Below are 19,760 nucleotides of genomic sequence, written 5' to 3' on the forward strand. Positions count from 1 at the left end.
CGATGGGCCGTCAGTCGCTGCGTCTCCACCAGGCCATGAAGTACAGCACCATGGCTCCCGTCAGCGCGAGCAGCACCCACAACACGAGCACCTGGTCGATCCACGCGCCCGGAGGCGGCGCGCCGGGCATGAAGTTGCGTATCGGGATGATTGCGAACAGCGACGCGGCGTACCAGGTACCGAACGGCGGTAGGAAATTTCGCCGCCCGCGCAGCATCTCGATCGACACGAAGAGAGCCAGCGCGGGCAGGGTGATCAACACCAGGCACAGGCCCACATCGAAGGCGAGCGGTCCCTTCGCCCGCTTCAACGTCACCGTCTCGTAGTCGCCGTCGCGGGCGGACTGGGTGGCCGGTCCGCTTCGCGTGCTGGTGATGTCCCACCCGTCGAGGCCGCCGGTCACCACCACCCGTGCGGGCTCGAACGTGCGGTCATCGCCGCTTCCGATGAGCACATCGGCTCCCAGGGCGCCGACCGTGTACGAGTCGAACGGCCACTTGTCCGGGTCGCCCTTCGCGGAGAGCGTGGCGCTGATCTCGGCGGGCAACTGGCCCTTCGGGGTCTGCAGGTCCTGGATGTCGATGTTGACCTCGTTGATGAACAATCGCACCGCGATATCGGTGTTGACCACGTTGAGGTCGTTGTTCATGTGGTCGTCGGACGGGAAGACGACGACCTTGACGTCGACCTCGTTGGCGACCGTGTGCAGTTCCGAAAGGGTGACCTGGACGATGTTGTCGTCACTGGTGCCGAGATCGGGAGGCCCCAGGGATACGGGCTCGCCGGAGAGATAATGATAACCGACCAGCGACGCGATGTAGACGACCAGGATGATCAGCACCGTGGCGATGTCGTTCAGCCGTGTGCGTCTGCGACTGCGGGACCTCGGCGCCCGGGCTTCTGGCACCGTCGAGGCTTCGGGCACCTTCGAGTCTTCCGGCACCTTCGGGATGCTAGTTCGCGCGGGCGCCGTTTCCGGTGCGCCGTGCCGGTCGAAATCCGCGACGGGCCGTACCGATTTAGATGTGACCAGCGGTAGCGGTTATGGTGTTCCGTCATGACAGAGCAGACGCATGCTGATGTCGCCGAGGGGGCGGTCCCGACGGTCGGGGTGGTGCGCGAATCGGGAGCCGACGAGCGCCGCGTCGCGCTGGTGCCCAAGGCCGTCGCGTCGCTGGTGAAAAGTGGTGCCGCCGTCGTCGTGGAATCCGGCGCGGGTGAGCGGGCGCTTCTGCCCGACGACCTCTACACCGGCGCGGGCGCGACGATCGGTGACGCGTGGGCCGCCGACGTCGTGGTCAAGGTCGCGCCGCCGACCGCCGAGGAGGTCGCCAGGCTCACGCGCGGCCAGACGTTGATCGGCTTCCTCGCCCCGCGCAACGACGACAACCAGATCGCCGCCCTGAAGTCGGCGGGTGTGCAGGCCTTCGCCGTCGAGGCGATTCCGCGCATCTCGCGCGCCCAGGTGATGGACGCGCTGTCGTCACAAGCCAACGTCGCCGGCTACAAGGCCGTGGTGCTGGCGGCCTCGGAGTCGACGCGGTTCTTCCCGATGCTCACCACCGCCGCCGGCACCGTGAAACCGGCGTCTGTGCTCGTGCTCGGTGTCGGTGTGGCCGGTCTGCAGGCGCTGGCCACCGCCAAGCGGCTCGGCGCGCGCACCACCGGCTACGACGTGCGCCCCGAGGTGGCCGATCAGGTCCGCTCGGTCGGTGCGCAGTGGCTCGAGCTGGGTATCGAGGCCGCCGGAGAGGGCGGTTACGCCCGCGAGCTGTCCGAAGAAGAACGCGCGCAACAGCAGAAGGAACTCGAGCAGGCCATCACCGGCTTCGACGTCGTGATCACCACCGCGCTGGTACCCGGTCGGCCGGCGCCCCGGCTGGTGACCGCGGCCGCGGTCGAGGGGATGAAGCCGGGCAGCGTGGTCGTCGACCTCGCCGGTGAGACGGGTGGCAACTGCGAGCTCACCGAGCCGGGCCAGACCGTGGTGCGCCACGGCGTCACGATCGCCTCACCGCTGAACCTTCCCGCCACCATGCCCGAACACGCCAGCGAGCTGTATTCCAAGAACCTCACCTCGCTGCTGGACCTGCTGATCAGCGACGGCAAGCTCATGCCCGATTTCGATGACGAGGTGGTGGCGGCCTCCTGCGTCACCCGGGGAGAGAATTGATGTACGACAATCTGCTGGCCAACCTCGCGATCCTGGTGCTCGCCGGGTTCGTCGGGTTCGCCGTGATCTCCAAGGTGCCCAACACCTTGCACACACCGCTGATGTCGGGCACCAACGCCATCCACGGCATCGTGGTGCTCGGTGCGCTGATCGTGCTGGGCGACCTGCCCGCCGACGCGCCCTGGGGTGTGCGCACCATCGCGTTCGTGGCGTTGATCTTCGGCACGCTCAACGTGATCGGCGGCTTCCTGGTCACCGACCGGATGCTGGGGATGTTCAAGGGGCGGAGGCCCGATCCCAAGGCTGTCGAGACGACGGAAGCGGCGGCTGACAAGTGAACTATCTCGTCACAGTCCTCTATATCGTCGCGTTCTCACTGTTCATTCTCGGCCTGTCCGGGCTGACCGGGCCCAAGACCGCGGTGCGGGGCAACTGGATCGCCGCCACCGGTATGGCCATCGCCGTGATCGCCACGCTGATCAAGGTGCGCGACACCGCGCCGATCAACTGGGTCCTGATCGTGGGGGGTTTGGCGCTCGGCGTGATTCTCGGTGTGCCGCCGGCCAAGAAGACCAAGATGACGGCGATGCCGCAGTTGGTGGCGTTGTTCAACGGCGTCGGCGGCGGCACCGTTGCGTTGATCGCGTGGGCGGAGTTCATCGAGACCGACGGCTTCGCGCATTTCACGCCCGACCAGCATCCGACGGTGGCGCTGGTGGGCGGGTCGCTGCTCGCCGCGATCATCGGGTCGGTGTCGTTCTGGGGTTCGCTGGTGGCCTTCCTCAAACTGCAGGAGTCGATCCCGAAGAACGTTGAGAAGCGACTTGTCGCCTCGGCGAAGCTGTTTCAGGCCGCCAACGTGCTGTTGCTGCTCGGCGCGACCGCCGCAGCCGTCTACATCGGGCTCAACGCCGGAACCGGCAGCCCGGGCTGGACGATCGCGCTTGTCCTCGTGTTCGCCGGCCTGATGGGCCTGTTCGTGGTGTTCCCGATCGGCGGCGCGGACATGCCGGTCGTCATCTCCTTGCTCAACGCGCTGACCGGACTGTCGGCGGCCGCAGCGGGTCTGGCGTTGGACAACACCGCGATGATCGTCGCGGGCATGATCGTCGGCGCATCCGGTTCGATCCTGACCAACCTGATGGCGGTGGCGATGAACCGGTCGATCCCGGCGATCGTGTTCGGTTCCTTCGGCGGCGGCGCCGACGCGGTGGCGGGTCCGGGGGGCGACCAGGGCACCGTGAAGGCCACCTCGGCCGCGGACGCGGCGATCCAGATGGCGTATGCCAACCAGGTGATCGTCGTGCCCGGTTACGGGCTGGCCGTCGCGCAGGCCCAGCACACCGTCAAGGAGATGGCCGACCTGTTGGAAAGCAAAGGCGTCGAGGTGAAGTACGCCATCCATCCCGTCGCGGGCCGCATGCCGGGGCACATGAACGTGCTACTGGCCGAGGCCGACGTCGAGTACGACTCGATGAAGGAGATGGACGACATCAACGGCGAATTCGGCCGCACCGACGTCACTTTGGTCATCGGCGCCAACGACGTCACCAATCCGGCCGCGCGCAACGACCCCTCGAGCCCGATTCACGGCATGCCGATCCTCAACGTCGACGAGTCCCGATCGGTGATCGTTCTCAAGCGGTCGATGAACGCGGGCTACGCGGGCATCGAGAACCCGCTGTTCTTCCTCGACCAGACCTCGATGCTGTTCGGGGACGCCAAGAAGTCGGTCACTTCGGTGATCGAGGAACTCAAGGCGCTCTAGTCGATCGGCCGGCCGTAAGCTCGGGCGGGTGACGCAGGGACGTTCGCCGGTCGAGGTCTTGCTGGCCCGTGCGGGTGGCGTCCGCGGGCTGATCTACTCCGCGTTGCCGGTCGCGGTGTTCGCCATGTCGTCGCCGACGCTCGGCCTTCCGGTGGCCACCGGGGCCGCCGTGGGCGCCGCGGCGCTCATAGCGGCTTGGCAACTGCTGCAACGAGGTTCGATACGGCCCGCCCTGTTCGGCTTCGCCGGGGTGGCGGTTTGTGCCGCCCTGGCATTGATGACCGGCCGCGCCAAGGACTTCTATCTTCCGGGCATCTGGATGTACCTGGGCTTGGCGATCGCGTTCACGACGTCGCTGGTGGTGCGGCGTCCGCTGGTGGGAGTGGTGTGGGCGTGGATCACCGGACGTGACGGCGCCTGGCGGCGGGTGCGGCGCGTGTGCCTGGCCTTCGACATCGCCACCGCGGTGATGGCCGCCGCCTCGTGGTCGCGCTTCGCGGTGCAGTTCTACCTCTACGACACCGACCGGGAAGGACTGCTCGCGGTGGCGCGCGTCGCGATGGGTTGGCCGATCTTCTTGGTCACCTCGTCGGTGATCTACCTCGCGATCCGTACGGCGCTGCGCACGCTGCCGCGCGCCGCTTGACCCTCGCCGAGTTTCGCTCGCGCTGAGCGCAGATGTTCACCGCCGCGTCAGCACCCGGTACGAATACCCGGTGAGCGCGACACTGCCTGCCGACTGCTGCTGTCGCTGAACCCTTCTCGCCTCACTTCAGCCACAGAAAGCCGCCGACCGTGTCCGTTTTCGTTGACGTTGCGCCCCACGAGCCGGCCGTCGGGACGCCATCCGTCGGCGTGCCCGCCCGCTGGTGGCGCGCCGGGCTGACCCGTGCGGTACTGCCCGTGTTGTCGGTGCTGGTGTTTCTCGGCGTCTGGCAACTCGTGGCCGCGAGCGGGGTCTGGAATCAGACGTTCGTGCCGTACCCGAGCGAGGTGTGGCGCGCGTTCGTCGACATCTCCACCACCCACGATGGGGTCCGCGGCTATGCGGGTTACCTGTTGTGGGAGCACCTGTACATGACGTTGCGTCGGGTGCTGGCCGGCGTCGTCATCGGGGTGGCCCTGGGAGTGCTGCTCGGCCTGGTGATGGGTTCGATCGGCTGGGTACGCAGCGTCCTCGAACCGTGGCTGACGTTCCTGCGCGCGCTGCCGCCGCTGGCGTATTTCTTCCTGCTGGTGATCTGGCTCGGCATCGACGAGGCCCCGAAGATCACGCTGCTGGCGCTGGCGGCCCTGCCGCCCGCGGCGGTCGCAACCACCGCCGCCGTGCTCGCCGCACCGGTCGGGCTGCAGGAAGCCGCGCGGGCGCTGGGCGCATCGCGGCGCGACGTGATCCGCGACGTCGTCGTGCCGTCCGCGCTACCCGAGACGTTCACCGGCGTCCGGCTCGCGGTGGGCATGGCCTACTCGTCGGTGGTCGCCGCCGAACTGTTCAACGGGATCCCGGGCATCGGCGGCCTGGTCAAGGACGCGAGCAACTACAACAACACCCCCGTCGTGCTGGTCGGCATCTTCGCCATCGGCATCTCCGGTCTGCTGATCGACGGCGTGCTTCGGGCCGCCGAAGGGCGGGCCGTCCCCTGGAGAGGAAAAATATGAGACCCAAAGCCATTGTCGCAGCGCTTATCTCGGGCGTGCTGGTCCTCGCGGGCTGCTCGGTGGACAGGTCCGAACAGTCGGCCGGAAAGCCGACGATCCGGATCGGCTACCAGACGTTCCCGAGTGGCGACCTGATCGTCAAGAACAACCGCTGGCTCGAGGAGGCGCTGCCCGACTACAACATCAAGTGGACGAAGTTCGACTCCGGCGCCGACGTCAACACCGCGTTCGTCGCGAAGGAACTCGACTTCGGCGCGCTGGGCTCGAGCCCGGTTGCGCGCGGCCTGTCCGCCCCGCTGAACATCCCGTACAAGGTCGCGTTCGTGCTCGACGTCGCCGGTGACAACGAGGCGCTGGTGGCTCGCAACGGCAGCGGAGTGAACACCATCGCCGACCTACGGGGCAAGCGGGTCGCCACGCCGTTCGCCTCGACCGCGCACTACAGCCTGCTCGCCGCACTGGCCCAGAATGGCCTGTCCACCAACGACGTCGCACTAGTCGACCTGCAGCCGCAGGCGATCCTGGCGGCGTTCGACCGCGGCGATATCGACGCCGGATATTCCTGGTTGCCGACGCTGGATCAACTCCGTGAGAACGGAAGGGACCTCATCACCAGCAGACAGCTGGCCGAGGCGGGCAAACCCACCCTCGACCTCGCCGTGGTAGCCGACGATTTCGCGAGCGCACACCCCGAGGTCGTCGACGTTTGGCGCCAGCAGCAGGCGCGCGCGCTCGACGTCCTCCACAACGACCCCGACGCGGCCGCCAAGGCCATTGCCGCCGAAATCGGACTCAGCCCAGCCGAAGTCGCCGGCCAGCTGAAGCAGACGGTCTACCTGACCCCGCAGGAAGTCGCGTCCGCCGAATGGCTCGGCTCCGACGGGGAGCCGGGCAACCTCGCCGTCAACCTGCAGAGCGCGTCGCAGTTCCTCGCCGACCAGAAGCAGATTCCCACGGCCGCGCCGCTGTCGAAGTTCCAGGCCGCGATCTACACCAGGGGTCTGCCGGGTGTCCTCACCCAGTGAGACCGGAACCGTTGCACAGCAACGGAACCCGGGAGAGGGCATCCGAATCAGCGGCGTATCGCACCGGTACGGCCGCGGCGACGACGCGCTGACCGCGCTCGGCCCCGTCGACCTCACCGTGCAACCGGGCGCGTTCCTGGTCCTGGTCGGGGCGTCGGGCTGTGGGAAGAGCACGCTGTTACGGCTGCTGGCCGGGTTCGAGGCCCCCACCGAGGGCTCGGTCCGGGTCGCCGGCGCCCCGCCCACGCCGGGCGCCACCGCGGGCGTCGTGTTCCAGCAGCCGCGGCTGTTCCCGTGGCGCACGGTCGGCGGAAACGTCGACCTGGCCCTGAGATACGCGGGAGTGCCGCGCGAGCGCCGCGCCGAGCGGCGCGACGAGTTGCTGCGCCGCGTGGGTCTTCAAGGTACAGCGGGCCGCAAGATCTGGGAGATCAGCGGCGGGCAGCAGCAACGGGTCGCGATCGCCAGGGCGCTGGCGGCCGAGACGCCGCTGTTCCTGCTCGACGAGCCGTTCGCGGCGCTCGACGCCCTGACGCGTGAGCTGCTGCAGGAGGACATCCGTCAGGTCAGCGCCGAGACGGGGCGCACCACGGTGTTCGTCACCCACAGCGCCGACGAGGCGGCGTTCCTCGGCTCGCGGATCGTGGTGCTCACCCGGCGGCCCGGTCAGGTGGCGCTGGACATCCCTGTCGACCTGTCCCGGACCGGGGTCGACCCCGACGAGTTACGGCGCTCACCGGAATATGCCGAACTGCGCGCGGAGGTGGGGGCCGCGGTGAAGGCGGCAGCGGCCTGACCCCTCGCGGTTCAGCCGACGACGCGCGGGTAATCCGGACGGCATGGACATGCACGCCCTTCTTCAGATCCCCGAATCGGCCGACTCTCTCGACGCGGTCGCGGACCGGACGGCCGATGCCGTCGACCGGGTGCTCGGCGACGGCGCGTTGGCGCAGGGACTGCGCGGTTCGTGGCTGGGCCACCCCACACATCCGCTGATGATCACCCTGCCCATCGGCGCGTGGATGTCGTCGATGGTGCTGGACCTGATCTTCAAGGACCGCGACGCCGCGCGGCAGCTCATCGCGATCGGGTTGGCCGCCACGCCGCCCGCCGTGCTGGCCGGGCTGGCGGAGTTCCCGACACTGGGCAAGCGGCAGCGACGGGTGGGTCTCGTCCACGCGGCGGGTAACACGGTCGCGGCGGTGTCGTTCTGGGTGGCGTATCGGAAGTACAAGCGAGGCAAGGTGGGTGCGGCGCGCGCGTTCAGCGTGCTGGGGTTGACCGCGGTCTCAGTGGGCGGCGCGCTCGGCGGGCACCTGTCCTACGCCCAGGGCGCGGGTGTGCACCGCTGGCAGTTGACGGCTTAAACCGGCGGGTAGGCCGGCGGCGGGTAAACGCCGCGAAGAATCCAGGCGAACCAGTTCACGCCGTACTCCAGCTCGTCGCTCGCGTCATAGTCCGGATTCGGATCCATGGGGTCACCTCTCGAGTACGGGCCGGTTATGGGGGAAGTCTAGACCCGCCTTGCGGCCGGCGACACCCCCAACACCTACACTTCCAACCAGTTGATTGACGCCCGGACGAGGTTCCGGCCTGCATATAGTGAGTCGCCATGCCCTCTTCGGACGCCGCCACCCCGAACGGGAGGACCCGTCGCGACGAATTGCTGGCCGTTGCGACCAAGCTCTTCGCCGCGCGCGGTTACCACGGCACCCGCATGGACGATGTCGCCGATGCGGTCGGCCTGAACAAGGCGACCGTCTACCACTACTACGCCAGCAAGTCGCTGATCCTCTACGACATCTACAAGGGCGCGGCCGACTTCACCGTCGACGCGCTGCACGACGACCCCTCGGCGTCGGCCCGCGAGACGATCTACCACTTCACCCGCCGGCTGCTCGTCGGCATCGCCAGCGACATCGAACGCGCGGCCGTCTACTTCCAGGAGGGCCCCTACATCGGCGAGTGGTTCACCGAAGACCAAGTCGCCTACATCCGGGAGAAGGAGACGCAGGTCTACGAACACGTGCGCGACGTCATCGACCGCGGCATCGCAAGCGGCGAGTTCTACGACTGCGACTCGCACGTCCTCGCGCTCGGCTACATCGGCATGACGTTGGGTGCGTACCGCTGGCTGCGGCCGCACGGCAGGCGCACCGCACAGGAGATCGCGGTCGAGTTCAGCACGGCGCTGCTGCGCGGTCTGATCCGTGACGAGTCGGTGCGGTCGGAGTCGCCGCTGGGCATCGAGGTCGACGCGCTGCCCGGTGAACCGGACACGGCCACGGCACCGTGAGATCGCTACTGCTGTCTCGTCGCGACCTCGACTTCCTGCTCTACGAGTGGTTGAAGGTCGAGGAGCTGACCGAACGCGAACGGTTCGCCGAGCACTCGCGCGAGACCTTCGACGCGGTGCTGGAGCTATGCGAGCAGTTGGCGACGCGGTACTTCGCGCCGCACAACAAGAAGAGCGACGCCAACGAACCCACCTTCGACGGCGAGAAGGTCACCGTCATCCCCGAGGTCAAGGAGGCCTGGGACGCGTTCGCCGAGGCCGACCTGATCGCGATGTCGATGGAACAGCGCCTCGGCGGCGCGCAGCTGCCCGCGACCGTGGCGCAGGCCGCATTCGCCTGGTTCTCGGCGGCCAACCTGAGCACGACGGGCTATCTCATGCTGACCATGGCCAACGCCAACCTGCTGGCTCGCTTCGGCACCGACGAGCAGGTCGAGGGGTTCGTCAAACCGATGCTCGCAGGCCGCTTCTCGGGCACGATGGCGTTGTCGGAGACCCAGGCCGGTTCGTCGCTGGCCGACATCGTCACCCGCGCCGAACCGCACGATGACGGCACCTACCGGTTGTTCGGATCGAAGATGTGGATTTCGGGCGCCGAACACGAGCTGACCGACAACATCGTGAACCTTGTGCTTGCCAAGATTCCCGGCGGACCACCGGGAACCAAGGGCATCTCGTTGTTCATCGTGCCCAAGTACCTGCCCGACGGCGACGGTGCGGTCGGTGAGCGCAACGACGTCGTACTGGCCGGGTTGAACCACAAGATGGGCCAACGCGGCATCACGAACACGGTGCTGAACCTCGGCGAGGGCGCGTACACACCCGGCGGGAGGCCGGGCGCGGTCGGATACCTCGTCGGTGAACCGCACCGCGGCATCGCCTACATGTTCACGATGATGAACGAGGCGCGCCTCGGCGTCGGGATGGGTGCGGTGGCGCTCGGTTACACCGGCTATCTCAAGTCGGTGCAGTACGCCCGCGAGCGCCCACAGGGACGGCCGATCGGCGACAAGGACCCGTCGACGCCACAGGTGCCCATCGTCGAGCACGCCGACGTCAAGCGAATGTTGTTGGCGCAGAAGGCCTATGCGGAAGGTGGGCTGGCGCTGCTGCTGTACTGCGCCAAGCTCGTCGACCTCCAGCACAGCGCGGCCTCCGATGAGGAGCGGGAGGCCACTACCCTGCTCCTCGAGATGCTGACACCGGTCGGTAAGAGCTGGCCGTCGCAATGGTGTCTGGAGGCCAACAGCCTGGCGATCCAGGTGCACGGCGGGTATGGCTACACCCGCGAATACGACGTCGAGCAGCACTACCGCGACAACCGGCTCAACCCGATCCACGAAGGGACGCACGGCATCCAGAGCCTGGACCTGTTGGGCCGCAAGGTCCCTGCGCGCGGTGGCGCGGGACTGGCGGCGCTGGGTGCGGCCATCGGGCGCACGATCGCCGAGGCCGGCCCGCTCGGCGGGCGGATCGCCGAACACGCAGGTCTGCTGGACGCGGCATGGCAGCGCCTCACCACCGTGACCGCCGAGATGTTCGGCTCCGGTGACGTCGAGGCCGCGATGGCCAACAGCGTGATCTACCTCGAGGCGTTCGGCCACATCGTCGTGGCCTGGATGTGGCTGCAGCAGGAGATCGCCGCACACGGTCGCAGCGGGGACTTCTATGAGGGCAAGCGCCAAGCCGCCCGCTACTTCTTCCGGTACGAACTGCCCAAGACCGCACCACAACTCGACCTGCTCGCCAGCCTGGACCGCACCACGATGGACATGCGGGACAGTTGGTTCTGACGCCTAGTCGAAGCGGATGACCTGACGCACGGCTCGGCCGTCGGCCAATTCGTCCATACCGGAATTGATTTCGTCGAGTGTGATCGTCGACGACACCAGAGACTCCACCGGCAACCGTCCCGCGCGCCACAGCTCGACGAAGTGGGGGATCTCTCGGGCGGGCACCGCTGAACCGAGGTAGCTGCCGATCAGCGAGCGTCCCTCGGCGACGAAACCCAACGGCGACAACGACACCCGTGCATCCGGCCGAGGTAGGCCGACCGTCACCGTGCGCCCGCCCGCGGCTGTGAGCTCCACCGCGGTCTCCAGGGCGTCCGGATGACCGACAGCCTCGATCACGACGGCGGCTTTGAACCCGCTGTCCCGAGCCTCTTCCGGGGTGTAGGCGTCGTGCACTCCGAGGCCGCGGGCCCGCTCGAGTTTGTCGGGTAGCTGGTCGATGCCCACCACACGGACGTTCTCGGCGGCCAGTGCGGTCAGGGCAGCGGCCATCCCGACACCGCCGAGCCCGACGATGGCCACGGTGTCGCCCGGGCGTGGCCGGCCGGCGTTGATCACCGCGCCGCCACCGGTGAGCACCGCACAGCCCAGCAGCGACGCCACCACCGCGGGAACGTCCTCGGGCACCGGCACGACCGAACGCCGATCGACGACGGCGTGGGTCGCGAAACCGGAGACGCCGAGATGGTGGTGGACCGGTTCGCCGTCTCGCGACAACCGGCGTTGGCCGGTCAGCAGCGTGCCCGCCCCGTTGGCGGCCGAACCCGGCTCGCAGGGGGTGAGACCGTCGGTGGCGCACGCCCGACACTCACCACACCGAGGCAGGAAGGTCATCACCACTCGGGTCCCTGTTGCGGCGTCGGAGCCGCCAGCGCCGACCTCTTCGACGACGCCGGCCGCCTCGTGACCGAGGAGCATGGGCACGGGCCGCACGCGGTTGCCGTCGACGACCGACAGGTCGGAGTGGCACAGACCCGCGGTCTCCACCCGCACCAGCAGTTCACCCGGTCCTGGCGCCGCGAGGTCGAGTTCGCCGATCGTCAAGGGTTTGGACGCGGCGTACGGCCGCGGACGGCCGATCTCTTCCAGCACGGCACCGCGGATCCTCATGAATGCAGTCTGCCGCGAGCCGACGATCCGACGGGCGGGTTCGCATTACGCTGCTGGCGTGCTGGAAAGGTCCGAGATTCGGTTTCTGCCGGTCGGCGGACGCCGCATCGCCTACGAAGTGCGCGGCAGTGGCCCACCGCTGATCGCTCCGGCGTGGTGGGTCAGCCATCTCGAACTCGACTGGCAGAACAGCGACTTTCGTCGCTTCTGGGAGGGAATCGCCGACGGATACACGTTGATCCGCTACGACCGGCTCGGAGTCGGCATGTCGGACCGCACGCTGCACGACTCCGATCTCAGTCTCGACAACGAGGTCGCGACACTGCGTTCACTCGTCGACGAGCTCGGGTTCGAACGCGTTTCGCTCATCGGTGGCTCATCGGGGAGTTGCACGGCAGTTGCATTCGCCGCGGCCTTCCCGCAGCGTGTCGAGCGGTTGGTGTTGTACGGGTCCTATCCGGACGGAACGCAACTCACGGCGCCAGGTGTCGGAGACGCGATATTGGCTGCGATACAGGCACATTGGGGCCTGGGATCACGTCTTCTGGGTGACATCTTCCTCGGCAGGGCCGACGCTGACGAGCACGAGCGTTTCGTCCGGCTGCAGCGTGAGGCGGCCACGGCCGAGACCGCCGCCGCGGTGTTGGCTTTCGTCTATCGCCTCGATGTTCGAGCCCATCTCGCGCGTGTCCGCGCGCCAACGCTGGTGGTACATCGCCGGGACGACCGTGCCGTGCCGTACCGGCTCGGTCGCGAGGTGGCGGCCGCGATTCCGGGTGCCACCTTCGTTCCGCTGCAGGGCGACGCGCACTTCCCGTGGCACGGTGACGCCGAATCCGTCGTTCGCGCGTGCCGTCAAGTGTTGGCGACGACGTCGCAGCCGTCATCGCGTCACGCGTCTGGCCAGGAGCAGGTGCTGTCCTCTCGCGAGCGCGAGATTCTGGCTTGCATCGCGCGCGGTCTCAGTGACCGCGAAATCGCCGAAGACCTCGTCCTGAGCCCGCACACCGTGCACCGCCACGTCGCGAACATCCGCCGCAAGCTGGGCCGCACCTCACGCACCGCCGCCGTCGCGGAAGCCGCGCGGCTGGGACTGCTGTGAACTAGCCGAAAGGGGCCATCCGCCAAAGATGGCCGTTTCGGGCGATGCGTGCGTAACGTGCCCACTCCTACGTTTGCGCCATGACCGAAGTCGCCGATATCAAGTCGAGCAGAGAACTCGGCGGAGAGCCGCAATCCGCCACTTGGCTGCGGGTCTTCGCTCTGGCGTACGACCCCTTGCTGTGGCTGGGTGAGACCGCAGGCATGCGTCGCAGGCGCGCCGCGCTGCTGGCCGATGCCTACGGCCGCGTCGTCGAGATCGGCGCCGGGACCGGACTGAACATTGCGCACTATCCGGAGGCGGTCACCGAGCTGGTGCTCACCGAGCCCGAGCCGGGAATGCGTAGGAAGCTCTCGCGTCGTGTGCGCCGGTACGGTTCTGCCACAAGGATTGTCGACGCCAAAGCAGAGCACCTACCATTCGTCGACGCGTCGGTGGACACTGTCGTTTCGACGCTCGCCCTGTGCACGGTCGACGACCCTGAGCGTGTGTTGCGCGAGATTGCACGGGTGCTCCGGCCCGACGGGCAGCTGCTGTTCATCGAGCACGTGCGCGCAAGCTCGCGTTTTCTGGCGGCGTGCCAGGACAAGCTCGTCGAGCCGTGGCGCCACTTCGCAGGGGGTTGCCGTTGCAATCGCGACACCGTCGGGCGCCTGCGAGCCAGCGGCTTCGCGGTCTCGGCCCAATACGCCGTCTGGCGCGCCATGCCGGCGATCGTCCACCCCCTCGCCGTGGGACGTGCGACCCGCACCGTCACAGCATCTGGCGAGCATCGATGAATCCGGAAGGAAACCACGGCCCCGATAACACGCGCACCATTTAGGCCTCCAGTAACTACTGCCGCGCGGCGGAGGCTTACGCAAGCTCACCCTGCTAGGGAGCGGCGGCAGTCTCCAACCGTGCCGGGCTGCGAGACTGCTGTCATGTCCGAACCCCGGGAGGTGCCGACCCCAACGCAGTTTCCGGTGCACTGGTCGGTGACCACCAGGTGGGCCGACAACGACATGTTCGGGCACCTCAACAACGCGGTGTACTACGCGTTGTTCGACTCGGCGATCAACGGCTGGATCAACACCAACCTGCGGATCGACCCGCTGACCGTGCCGTGGCTCGGGGTGGTGGCCGAGTCGGGGTGCCGATATTTGGCGGAGCTGCGATTCCCTGAACCGCTCACGGTCGGCCTTGCGGTCAGCCGTCTGGGCACCAGCAGCGTCACCTACCGGTTGGGGCTCTGGCAGCACGACGGCCCGACCGCCGCGGTGGGCCACTGGGTGCATGTCTATGTCGAGCGGGACAGTCGGCGGCCGGTACCGATCCCGGGCCCGATCCGCGAGCTGCTGGAGAAGGCGCGCGTTCAGTAGTCGATATGCTCGTCGGATGCCGCTCGTGAGCAAAACCGTCGAGGTGGCGGCCTCAGCCGAAGCGATCATGGGGATCGTCGCCGACTTCGAGGCCTACCCCCAGTGGAACGAAGAGATCAAGGGGTGCTGGGTGCTGGCCCGGTACGACGACGGCCGGCCCAGCCAGTTGCGTCTCGACGTAGTCGTGCAGGGGCAGGCGGGCACCTTCATCACCGCGGTCTACTACCCGGGCGAGAACCAGATCTTCACCGTCCTGCAGCAGGGTGATCACTTCGAGAAGCAGGAGCAGAAGTTCTCCGTCGTTCCGCTTGGGGCGACATCGCTGCTGACCGTCGACCTCGACGTCGAGACCAAGCTGCCCATCCCGAAGCCGATGGTGAAGAAGGCGATCGGGGACACGCTGGACTACCTGGCCGACAACCTCAAGGCCCGCGCCGAACAGCTGGCCTCCACGTAGGACCGGTTCGTCAATCGGGCAGCGCATCCAGCCACTTTTCGAAGTCGCGGCCGGCGAGCATGTCGGCTTCCGCGCGCAGGTCCATCACTCGTTTGCGAATCCGGTCCGCGGTCGAGCGCGGCGTGTGGCCCGGGCCGTACAGTCCGCGCCGCAGCCGCCGCACCCGGCCGTGTGCCATCTCCCAGCGCAAGGCATCGGAGACCCACTTGGGAGCCGGTCCGGGTAGCGCGAAGTTGTAGTAGTCGATCGCGTCGATCAGGTCGGTGATGGTCGTCGGGCCGTGCTGGGACAGATAGAACGTCAGCACGTACCGCAGTTCGACGCCGTAGATGTGCCGCTTCCTGGTCATGGCCACGAATGTGCCGCGGGCGACCGACAGTTTCCGTCCATCGCGTCGCATCATCCCCAGGCAGTCACAGGCGATCCCCAGGCAGTCACGGGCGTTTGCGCCACCGACCATTCGCGAAGGTGCCCACCTCACAGCGAAAAACTCGCTGGCAGCGAATTTTTCGCTGATAGCCGGGCGCTGGACGAAGTGGTAAGCAGCAGGTCGACGAAGTGGTAGGCAGCGGGTCGTATCCAAGGACGGGTGCCCGGCGCCAGGGGGCGGAAGCCTCAGCTCCACAACCCCGTCTCGTCGAGCCGCGCGATCAGCCGCTGGGCGCCGTCGGTGAACTCGCCGGCGGTCAGCGCGACGACGGCATCGACGTCGCCTCGGCGCAGCGCCGCGGTGAGCGCGCGGTGCGTCGCCACCGCCGAAACCCCCCATTGCGGGTCGCCCGCGTAGATCTGCCCGGGCAGATAGCGCGCGACGTGGAGGAGGAACCAGGCCAGCTTGATCCGGCCGGTCGCCCGGTTGAAGGCCCGGTGGAAGACGAACTCCGCGGCGGCGATCTCCTCGACGTCGTGGCGCGAGACCGCCAGCTCCAACTCGTCGTTGAGCCGGTCCAACTCGTCGATCTCGTCGGTGGTGATGCGCTCTACGGCCGTGGCCGCCAGCTCCCGCGCGATGGTCGCCTGCAGCCAGAAGATGTCCTCGACGTCGGCACGCGAGAGTGGCACCACCACGTGGCCGCGGTGCGGTTCGAGCGCAACCATGCCTTCGCCGCGCAAGGTCCGCAGCGCCTCGCGCACCGGGGTGATGCTCACTCCGAGCGCGGCTGCGGTCTCGTCGAGCCTGATGAAGGTGCCCGGCCGCAGTACGCCGGTCATGATGTCGGCGCGCAGACGTGCCGCGACTTCGTCGGACAGCTGTTCACGCCGTACCCCCCGCCGCGGCCTCGGGCGCCGTGCGGTCGGTGCGTTCACTGTGGTCTCCGGTGCGATCTGGCCAACGTTGACGAGGGCTTGTACCCGAGCGGCCGAGGCCATAGTGTGACCGGGGCAACACCATGTTTGATCAAATGTCAAACGCGCGCAACCCCAGATCCGATGGAGCAGCAGCAGTTGAGTTCCCTTCCACCGCCGGACCCCGATCCCACCACGCAGCCATACCTGGCTCGCAGGCAGAACTGGACGAACCAGCTGGCCCGCCACGCGTCGATGCAGCCGGATGCCACCGCGCTGCGCCACCTCGGCAAGACCACGACCTGGCGTGAGCTCGACGAGCGGGTGAACGCGCTGGCCGGCGCGTTGAGCCGCCGCGGGGTGAGCTTCGGCGACCGGGTGCTGATCCTGATGCTCAACCGCACCGAGTACGTCGAGGCCTTCCTGGCGGTCAACAAGCTCGGCGCAATCGCGGTTCCGGTGAACTTCCGCATGACCCCGCCGGAAATCGCGTTCCTGGTCGGTGACTGCCAGGCCAAAGTCGTCATCACCGAGGCGGTGCTCGCCAACGTCGCCACTGCGGTGAGGGACATCGACTCGACGCTGACCACCGTCATCGTCGCCGGCGGTGCCACCGAGAACGACGTGATCGGCTACGACGACCTGATCGCCGAGTCGGGTGCGCCCGCGACGGTCGTCGACATCCCCAACGATTCCCCGGCGCTGATCATGTACACCTCCGGCACCACGGGTCGGCCCAAGGGCGCGGTGCTCACCCACACCAACATCGCCGGGCAGGCGTTGACCTTCCTGTTCACCAACGGCGCCGACATCAACCACGACGTCGGGTTCATCGGCGTGCCGATGTTCCACATCGCCGGCATCGGAAACATGATCCCGGGCCTGCTGTTGGGCAGGCCGACGGTCATCTACCCGCTGGGTGCGTTCAACCCGGACGAGTTGCTCGACGTCCTCGAAGCCGAGCAGGTGACCGGCATCTTCCTGGTGCCCGCACAGTGGCAGGCCGTGTGCGCCGCCCAGCGGGCACGGCCCCGTCAGCTACGGCTGCGGGTGCTGTCCTGGGGCGCCGCGCCGGCGTCGGACACCCTGCTGCGCCAGATGGCCGAGACCTTCCCCGGCACCCAGATCCTGGCCGCGTTCGGCCAGACGGAGATGTCTCCGGTGACCTGCATGCTCTTGGGTGAGGACGCGATCCGCAAACTCGGATCGGTCGGCAAGGTGATCCCGACGGTGGCGGCACGTGTCGTCGACGAGGACATGAACGACGTTCCGGTCGGTCAGGTCGGCGAGATCGTCTATCGCGCACCGACTCTCATGGCCGGCTACTGGAACAATCCCCAGGCCACCGCGGAAGCGTTCGCCGGCGGCTGGTTCCACTCCGGCGATCTCGTCCGTCAGGACGAGGAGGGCTATGTCTGGGTGGTCGACCGCAAGAAGGACATGATCATCTCGGGCGGAGAGAACATCTACTGCGCCGAGGTGGAGAACGCGCTCGCCGCGCACCCGGCGATCGCGGAGGTCGCCGTCATCGGCCGTCCGGACGAGAAATGGGGCGAGGTGCCGGTCGCGGTCGTCGCCCTCGGCGCGGCCGATCAGACCGACCTTGACCTGCGCGGGCTCCACGCGTTCCTCGACGAACGGCTCGCCCGGTACAAGCACCCGAAGGCCGTCGAGGTTGTTGATGCGTTGCCGCGCAACCCCGCCGGCAAAGTCCTCAAGACCGAACTGCGCGCACGGTTTGGGGCCGGGAAGCCGGTTGACGCCGCGCAAAGTAGCTCCGAAGGGGCGGTTTCTGCTGCGCCACAGCCGAATTAGAGAACGGAATCGGGTTTGCTAACGGTTACAGGCACAATCCGGCCGATGCCCTGCACGGCGGGAATCGCATCGGGTACATTCCTGTGGTCTGTCTTACTACCGGCTGGTAGCGAGACGGGGATAACAACAACCAGGTCGGGGCAAGGAGGGGCCGTGCGACAGGGGCTGCCGGTGCACCACGACAGTCGCCGTTGCGCCGCGGGAGCACACTGGTGACGGCGTCGACCGGGGTCGTCGATTACGTACGCGACCAGGTCCGGCCGGGGCTGGAAGCGGTAGGCGGATTCGTCCGCATGTGCGTCCTCGTCGGTAAAGCACTGTTCAAGCCGCCGTTCCAGTGGCGCGAGTTCATCCTGCAGAGCTGGTTCTTGATGCGGGTGGCGTTCCTGCCGACGCTGGCGGTCTCCATCCCGCTGACCGTGCTCCTCATCTTCACGCTCAACATCCTGCTCGCCGAGTTCGGCGCCGCCGACGTCTCCGGCGCCGGGGCGGCGATCGGCGCCGTCACCCAGCTCGGTCCCCTGGTCACGGTGCTCGTGGTCGCCGGGGCGGGCTCGACCGCCATCTGCGCAGACCTGGGAGCCCGCACCATCCGCGAGGAGATCGACGCGCTCGAGGTCCTCGGAATCGACCCGATCCACCGGCTGGTGGTGCCCCGCGTCGTAGCCTCCACCTTCGTCGCTCTGTTGCTCAACGGCGCGGTGATCACGGTCGGCCTGGTCGGCGGCTTCATCTTCGGCGTCTACCTGCAGAACGTCTCGGCTGGCGCGTACGTCTCGACGCTGACCCTGATCACCGGGCTGCCCGAGGTCGTCATCTCGATCATCAAGGCCATGACGTTCGGGCTGATCGCCGGTCTGGTCGGCTGCTATCGCGGCCTGACCGTCGCCGGCGGCGCGAAAGGCGTCGGTACCGCGGTCAACGAGACCCTGGTGCTCTGCGTCATCGCGCTGTTCGCGGTCAACGTGGTCCTGACCACGATCGGTGTCCGGTTCGGAACAGGGAGCTGACGTGTCGACGACAACGGTCCTGCGTTCTCGGTTCCCGCGGGCGTACGAGCGCACCAAGGGTGTGGCCAGCGCGCCGGGCCGGTTCCTCGACAGCGTCGGACACGTCGCGTGGTTCGTCATCACCGCGGTCGGGTCGATCGGTCACGCACTGCGGTACTACCGCAGGGAGACGCTGCGCCTGATCGCCGAGATCGGCATGGGCACGGGCGCGATGGCCGTGATCGGCGGCACGGTCGCGATCGTCGGCTTCGTGACGCTGTCCGGTTCGTCGCTGGTCGCGATCCAGGGCTTCGCCTCGCTCGGCAACATCGGCGTCGAAGCGTTCACCGGCTTCTTCGCCGCGCTGATCAACGTGCGCATCGCGGCGCCGGTCGTCGCGGGCCAGGCGCTGGCCGCCACCGTCGGAGCGGGCGCGACCGCGGAGTTGGGCGCCATGCGCATCAGCGAGGAGATCGACGCCCTCGAGGTGATGGGCATCAAGTCGATCTCGTATCTGGTGTCGACCCGGATCATGGCGGGCTTCATCGTGATCATCCCGCTGTACGCGATGGCGATCATCATGAGCTTCCTGTCCGCGCAGGTGACCACCACGATCTTCTACGGCCAGTCGATCGGCACCTACGAGCACTACTTCCGGACGTTCCTGCGTCCCGACGACGTGTTCTGGTCGTTCATCCAGGCGGTGATCATCTCGGTCATCGTGATGCTCAACCACTGCTACTACGGCTACTTCGCCAGCGGCGGCCCGGTCGGCGTCGGCGAGGCCGTCGGACGCTCGATGCGCGCATCGCTGGTGGCGATCGTCTGTGTGGTCCTGTTCGCCTCGTTGGCGCTCTACGGCGTCGACCCGAACTTCAACCTGACGGTGTAGCGCCATGACCGCCCCACTCAACAACCCCCGCAC

Annotated in this window: 21 protein-coding genes and 1 pseudogene; 17 read left to right on the plus strand and 5 right to left on the minus strand. The window is 67.7% G+C overall.

Going from position 1 to position 19,760, the window contains the following annotated elements:
• Positions 1–10: 10 nt before the first annotated feature.
• Entirely contained in the window at positions 11–943 is a 933-nt protein-coding gene (locus tag AU198_RS13130; RefSeq protein ID WP_082690997.1) for a DUF4436 domain-containing protein, read from the minus strand.
• 114 nt (positions 944–1,057) lie between these two features.
• On the opposite strand from AU198_RS13130, the gene AU198_RS13135 reads away from it, so the two are divergent.
• From AU198_RS13135 to AU198_RS13170, 8 genes are all read left to right on the plus strand, one after another.
• Positions 1,058–2,173, plus strand: a complete 1,116-nt coding sequence (locus AU198_RS13135; RefSeq protein ID WP_064348578.1) for a Re/Si-specific NAD(P)(+) transhydrogenase subunit alpha — start codon at positions 1,058–1,060, stop codon at positions 2,171–2,173.
• The gene (locus tag AU198_RS13140; RefSeq protein ID WP_064348579.1) at positions 2,173–2,511 is read left to right on the plus strand and encodes an NAD(P) transhydrogenase subunit alpha part 2; all 339 of its coding nucleotides are present in this window, start codon (positions 2,173–2,175) and stop codon (positions 2,509–2,511) included. The genes AU198_RS13135 and AU198_RS13140 overlap by 1 nt, the downstream gene beginning before the upstream one ends.
• The gene (locus AU198_RS13145) at positions 2,508–3,941 is read left to right on the plus strand and encodes an NAD(P)(+) transhydrogenase (Re/Si-specific) subunit beta (protein ID WP_064348580.1); all 1,434 of its coding nucleotides are present in this window, start codon (positions 2,508–2,510) and stop codon (positions 3,939–3,941) included. The genes AU198_RS13140 and AU198_RS13145 overlap by 4 nt, the downstream gene beginning before the upstream one ends.
• A 28-nt stretch (positions 3,942–3,969) precedes the next feature.
• Positions 3,970–4,587 (plus strand): DUF3159 domain-containing protein, encoded by a 618-nt coding sequence (locus AU198_RS13150; protein WP_064348581.1) that lies wholly within the window; start codon positions 3,970–3,972, stop codon positions 4,585–4,587.
• A 149-nt stretch (positions 4,588–4,736) separates the two neighbouring features.
• Positions 4,737–5,600, plus strand: coding sequence for an ABC transporter permease (locus AU198_RS13155; protein WP_064348582.1), 864 nt, complete (start codon positions 4,737–4,739; stop codon positions 5,598–5,600).
• Positions 5,597–6,625, plus strand: coding sequence for a taurine ABC transporter substrate-binding protein (locus AU198_RS13160; RefSeq protein ID WP_064348583.1), 1,029 nt, complete (start codon positions 5,597–5,599; stop codon positions 6,623–6,625). Before AU198_RS13155 ends, AU198_RS13160 begins: the two co-directional genes overlap by 4 nt.
• On the plus strand, positions 6,609–7,421 hold the full coding sequence (locus tag AU198_RS13165; RefSeq protein ID WP_064348584.1) for an ABC transporter ATP-binding protein: 813 nt from the start codon (positions 6,609–6,611) through the stop codon (positions 7,419–7,421). Before AU198_RS13160 ends, AU198_RS13165 begins: the two co-directional genes overlap by 17 nt.
• 43 nt (positions 7,422–7,464) lie before the next feature.
• The gene (locus tag AU198_RS13170; protein ID WP_064348585.1) at positions 7,465–7,992 is read left to right on the plus strand and encodes a DUF2231 domain-containing protein; all 528 of its coding nucleotides are present in this window, start codon (positions 7,465–7,467) and stop codon (positions 7,990–7,992) included.
• Here the strand turns inward: AU198_RS13170 and AU198_RS26430 are convergent.
• A pseudogene (locus tag AU198_RS26430) lies at positions 7,989–8,102 on the minus strand (CAP domain-containing protein); the annotation flags it as partial. The gene AU198_RS13170 and the pseudogene AU198_RS26430 overlap by 4 nt on opposite strands.
• 135 nt (positions 8,103–8,237) lie before the next feature.
• On the opposite strand from AU198_RS26430, the gene AU198_RS13175 reads away from it, so the two are divergent.
• Both AU198_RS13175 and AU198_RS13180 read left to right on the plus strand, forming a co-directional pair.
• Positions 8,238–8,921, plus strand: a complete 684-nt coding sequence (locus tag AU198_RS13175) for a TetR/AcrR family transcriptional regulator (protein ID WP_064348586.1) — start codon at positions 8,238–8,240, stop codon at positions 8,919–8,921.
• Entirely contained in the window at positions 8,918–10,714 is a 1,797-nt protein-coding gene (locus tag AU198_RS13180) for an acyl-CoA dehydrogenase (protein ID WP_064348587.1), read from the plus strand. The genes AU198_RS13175 and AU198_RS13180 overlap by 4 nt, the downstream gene beginning before the upstream one ends.
• A gap of 3 nt (positions 10,715–10,717) precedes the next feature.
• On the opposite strand, the gene AU198_RS13185 is transcribed toward AU198_RS13180, so the two are convergent.
• Positions 10,718–11,824 (minus strand): alcohol dehydrogenase catalytic domain-containing protein, encoded by a 1,107-nt coding sequence (locus tag AU198_RS13185; protein ID WP_064348588.1) that lies wholly within the window; start codon positions 11,822–11,824, stop codon positions 10,718–10,720.
• A gap of 58 nt (positions 11,825–11,882) precedes the next feature.
• Between AU198_RS13185 and AU198_RS13190 the strand changes: the two genes are divergently transcribed.
• The 4 genes from AU198_RS13190 (at position 11,883) to AU198_RS13205 (ending at position 14,744) form a co-directional block, all read left to right on the plus strand.
• Positions 11,883–12,926 carry an alpha/beta fold hydrolase gene (locus tag AU198_RS13190; RefSeq protein ID WP_064348589.1) on the plus strand — a complete coding sequence of 348 codons (1,044 nt, stop codon included), beginning with the start codon at positions 11,883–11,885 and terminating at the stop codon, positions 12,924–12,926.
• A gap of 80 nt (positions 12,927–13,006) precedes the next feature.
• Entirely contained in the window at positions 13,007–13,705 is a 699-nt protein-coding gene (locus AU198_RS13195) for a class I SAM-dependent methyltransferase (protein ID WP_064348590.1), read from the plus strand.
• Positions 13,706–13,849: 144 nt separating this feature from the next.
• Complete coding sequence (locus tag AU198_RS13200; RefSeq protein WP_064348591.1) at positions 13,850–14,287, plus strand: acyl-CoA thioesterase; 438 nt, start codon at positions 13,850–13,852, stop codon at positions 14,285–14,287.
• A gap of 16 nt (positions 14,288–14,303) precedes the next feature.
• The gene (locus AU198_RS13205) at positions 14,304–14,744 is read left to right on the plus strand and encodes an SRPBCC family protein (RefSeq protein WP_064348592.1); all 441 of its coding nucleotides are present in this window, start codon (positions 14,304–14,306) and stop codon (positions 14,742–14,744) included.
• A 10-nt stretch (positions 14,745–14,754) separates the two neighbouring features.
• On the opposite strand, the gene AU198_RS13210 is transcribed toward AU198_RS13205, so the two are convergent.
• Both AU198_RS13210 and AU198_RS13215 read right to left on the minus strand, forming a co-directional pair.
• Entirely contained in the window at positions 14,755–15,093 is a 339-nt protein-coding gene (locus tag AU198_RS13210; protein WP_064348605.1) for a hypothetical protein, read from the minus strand.
• Positions 15,094–15,359: 266 nt separating this feature from the next.
• Entirely contained in the window at positions 15,360–16,052 is a 693-nt protein-coding gene (locus AU198_RS13215) for a GntR family transcriptional regulator (protein WP_231744662.1), read from the minus strand.
• A 123-nt stretch (positions 16,053–16,175) separates the two neighbouring features.
• Here AU198_RS13215 and fadD5 point away from each other — a divergent pair, with 123 nt between their 5' ends.
• From fadD5 to AU198_RS13230, 3 genes are all read left to right on the plus strand, one after another.
• Positions 16,176–17,846: a fatty-acid--CoA ligase FadD5 gene (gene fadD5 / locus AU198_RS13220; RefSeq protein WP_064348593.1), complete on the plus strand. Its 1,671-nt coding sequence runs from the start codon at positions 16,176–16,178 to the stop codon at positions 17,844–17,846.
• A gap of 293 nt (positions 17,847–18,139) precedes the next feature.
• Complete coding sequence (locus tag AU198_RS13225; protein ID WP_502689288.1) at positions 18,140–18,856, plus strand: MlaE family ABC transporter permease; 717 nt, start codon at positions 18,140–18,142, stop codon at positions 18,854–18,856.
• A gap of 1 nt (position 18,857) precedes the next feature.
• Positions 18,858–19,727 (plus strand): MlaE family ABC transporter permease, encoded by an 870-nt coding sequence (locus AU198_RS13230; RefSeq protein WP_064348595.1) that lies wholly within the window; start codon positions 18,858–18,860, stop codon positions 19,725–19,727.
• Positions 19,728–19,760 lie beyond the last annotated feature (33 nt).

Source organism: Mycobacterium sp. GA-1199 (assembly GCF_001500045.1).
Lineage (GTDB): Bacteria > Actinomycetota > Actinomycetes > Mycobacteriales > Mycobacteriaceae > Mycobacterium.

What these genes read in the sequence shown, in the direction of transcription:
- AU198_RS13135 (WP_064348578.1), top strand. Translation starts at nt 1,058, where the DNA reads ATGACAGAGCAGACGCATGCTGATGTCGCCGAGGGGGCGGTCCCGACG.
- AU198_RS13140 (WP_064348579.1), top strand. Translation starts at nt 2,173, where the DNA reads ATGTACGACAATCTGCTGGCCAACCTCGCGATCCTGGTGCTCGCCGGG.
- AU198_RS13160 (WP_064348583.1), top strand. Translation starts at nt 5,597, where the DNA reads ATGAGACCCAAAGCCATTGTCGCAGCGCTTATCTCGGGCGTGCTGGTC.
- AU198_RS13170 (WP_064348585.1), top strand. Translation starts at nt 7,465, where the DNA reads ATGGACATGCACGCCCTTCTTCAGATCCCCGAATCGGCCGACTCTCTC.
- AU198_RS13175 (WP_064348586.1), top strand. Translation starts at nt 8,238, where the DNA reads ATGCCCTCTTCGGACGCCGCCACCCCGAACGGGAGGACCCGTCGCGAC.
- AU198_RS13185 (WP_064348588.1), bottom strand. Translation starts at nt 11,824, where the DNA reads ATGAGGATCCGCGGTGCCGTGCTGGAAGAGATCGGCCGTCCGCGGCCG.
- AU198_RS13195 (WP_064348590.1), top strand. Translation starts at nt 13,007, where the DNA reads ATGACCGAAGTCGCCGATATCAAGTCGAGCAGAGAACTCGGCGGAGAG.
- AU198_RS13200 (WP_064348591.1), top strand. Translation starts at nt 13,850, where the DNA reads ATGTCCGAACCCCGGGAGGTGCCGACCCCAACGCAGTTTCCGGTGCAC.
- AU198_RS13205 (WP_064348592.1), top strand. Translation starts at nt 14,304, where the DNA reads ATGCCGCTCGTGAGCAAAACCGTCGAGGTGGCGGCCTCAGCCGAAGCG.
- AU198_RS13210 (WP_064348605.1), bottom strand. Translation starts at nt 15,093, where the DNA reads ATGACCAGGAAGCGGCACATCTACGGCGTCGAACTGCGGTACGTGCTG.
- fadD5 (WP_064348593.1), top strand. Translation starts at nt 16,176, where the DNA reads ATGGAGCAGCAGCAGTTGAGTTCCCTTCCACCGCCGGACCCCGATCCC.
- AU198_RS13225 (WP_502689288.1), top strand. Translation starts at nt 18,140, where the DNA reads ATGTGCGTCCTCGTCGGTAAAGCACTGTTCAAGCCGCCGTTCCAGTGG.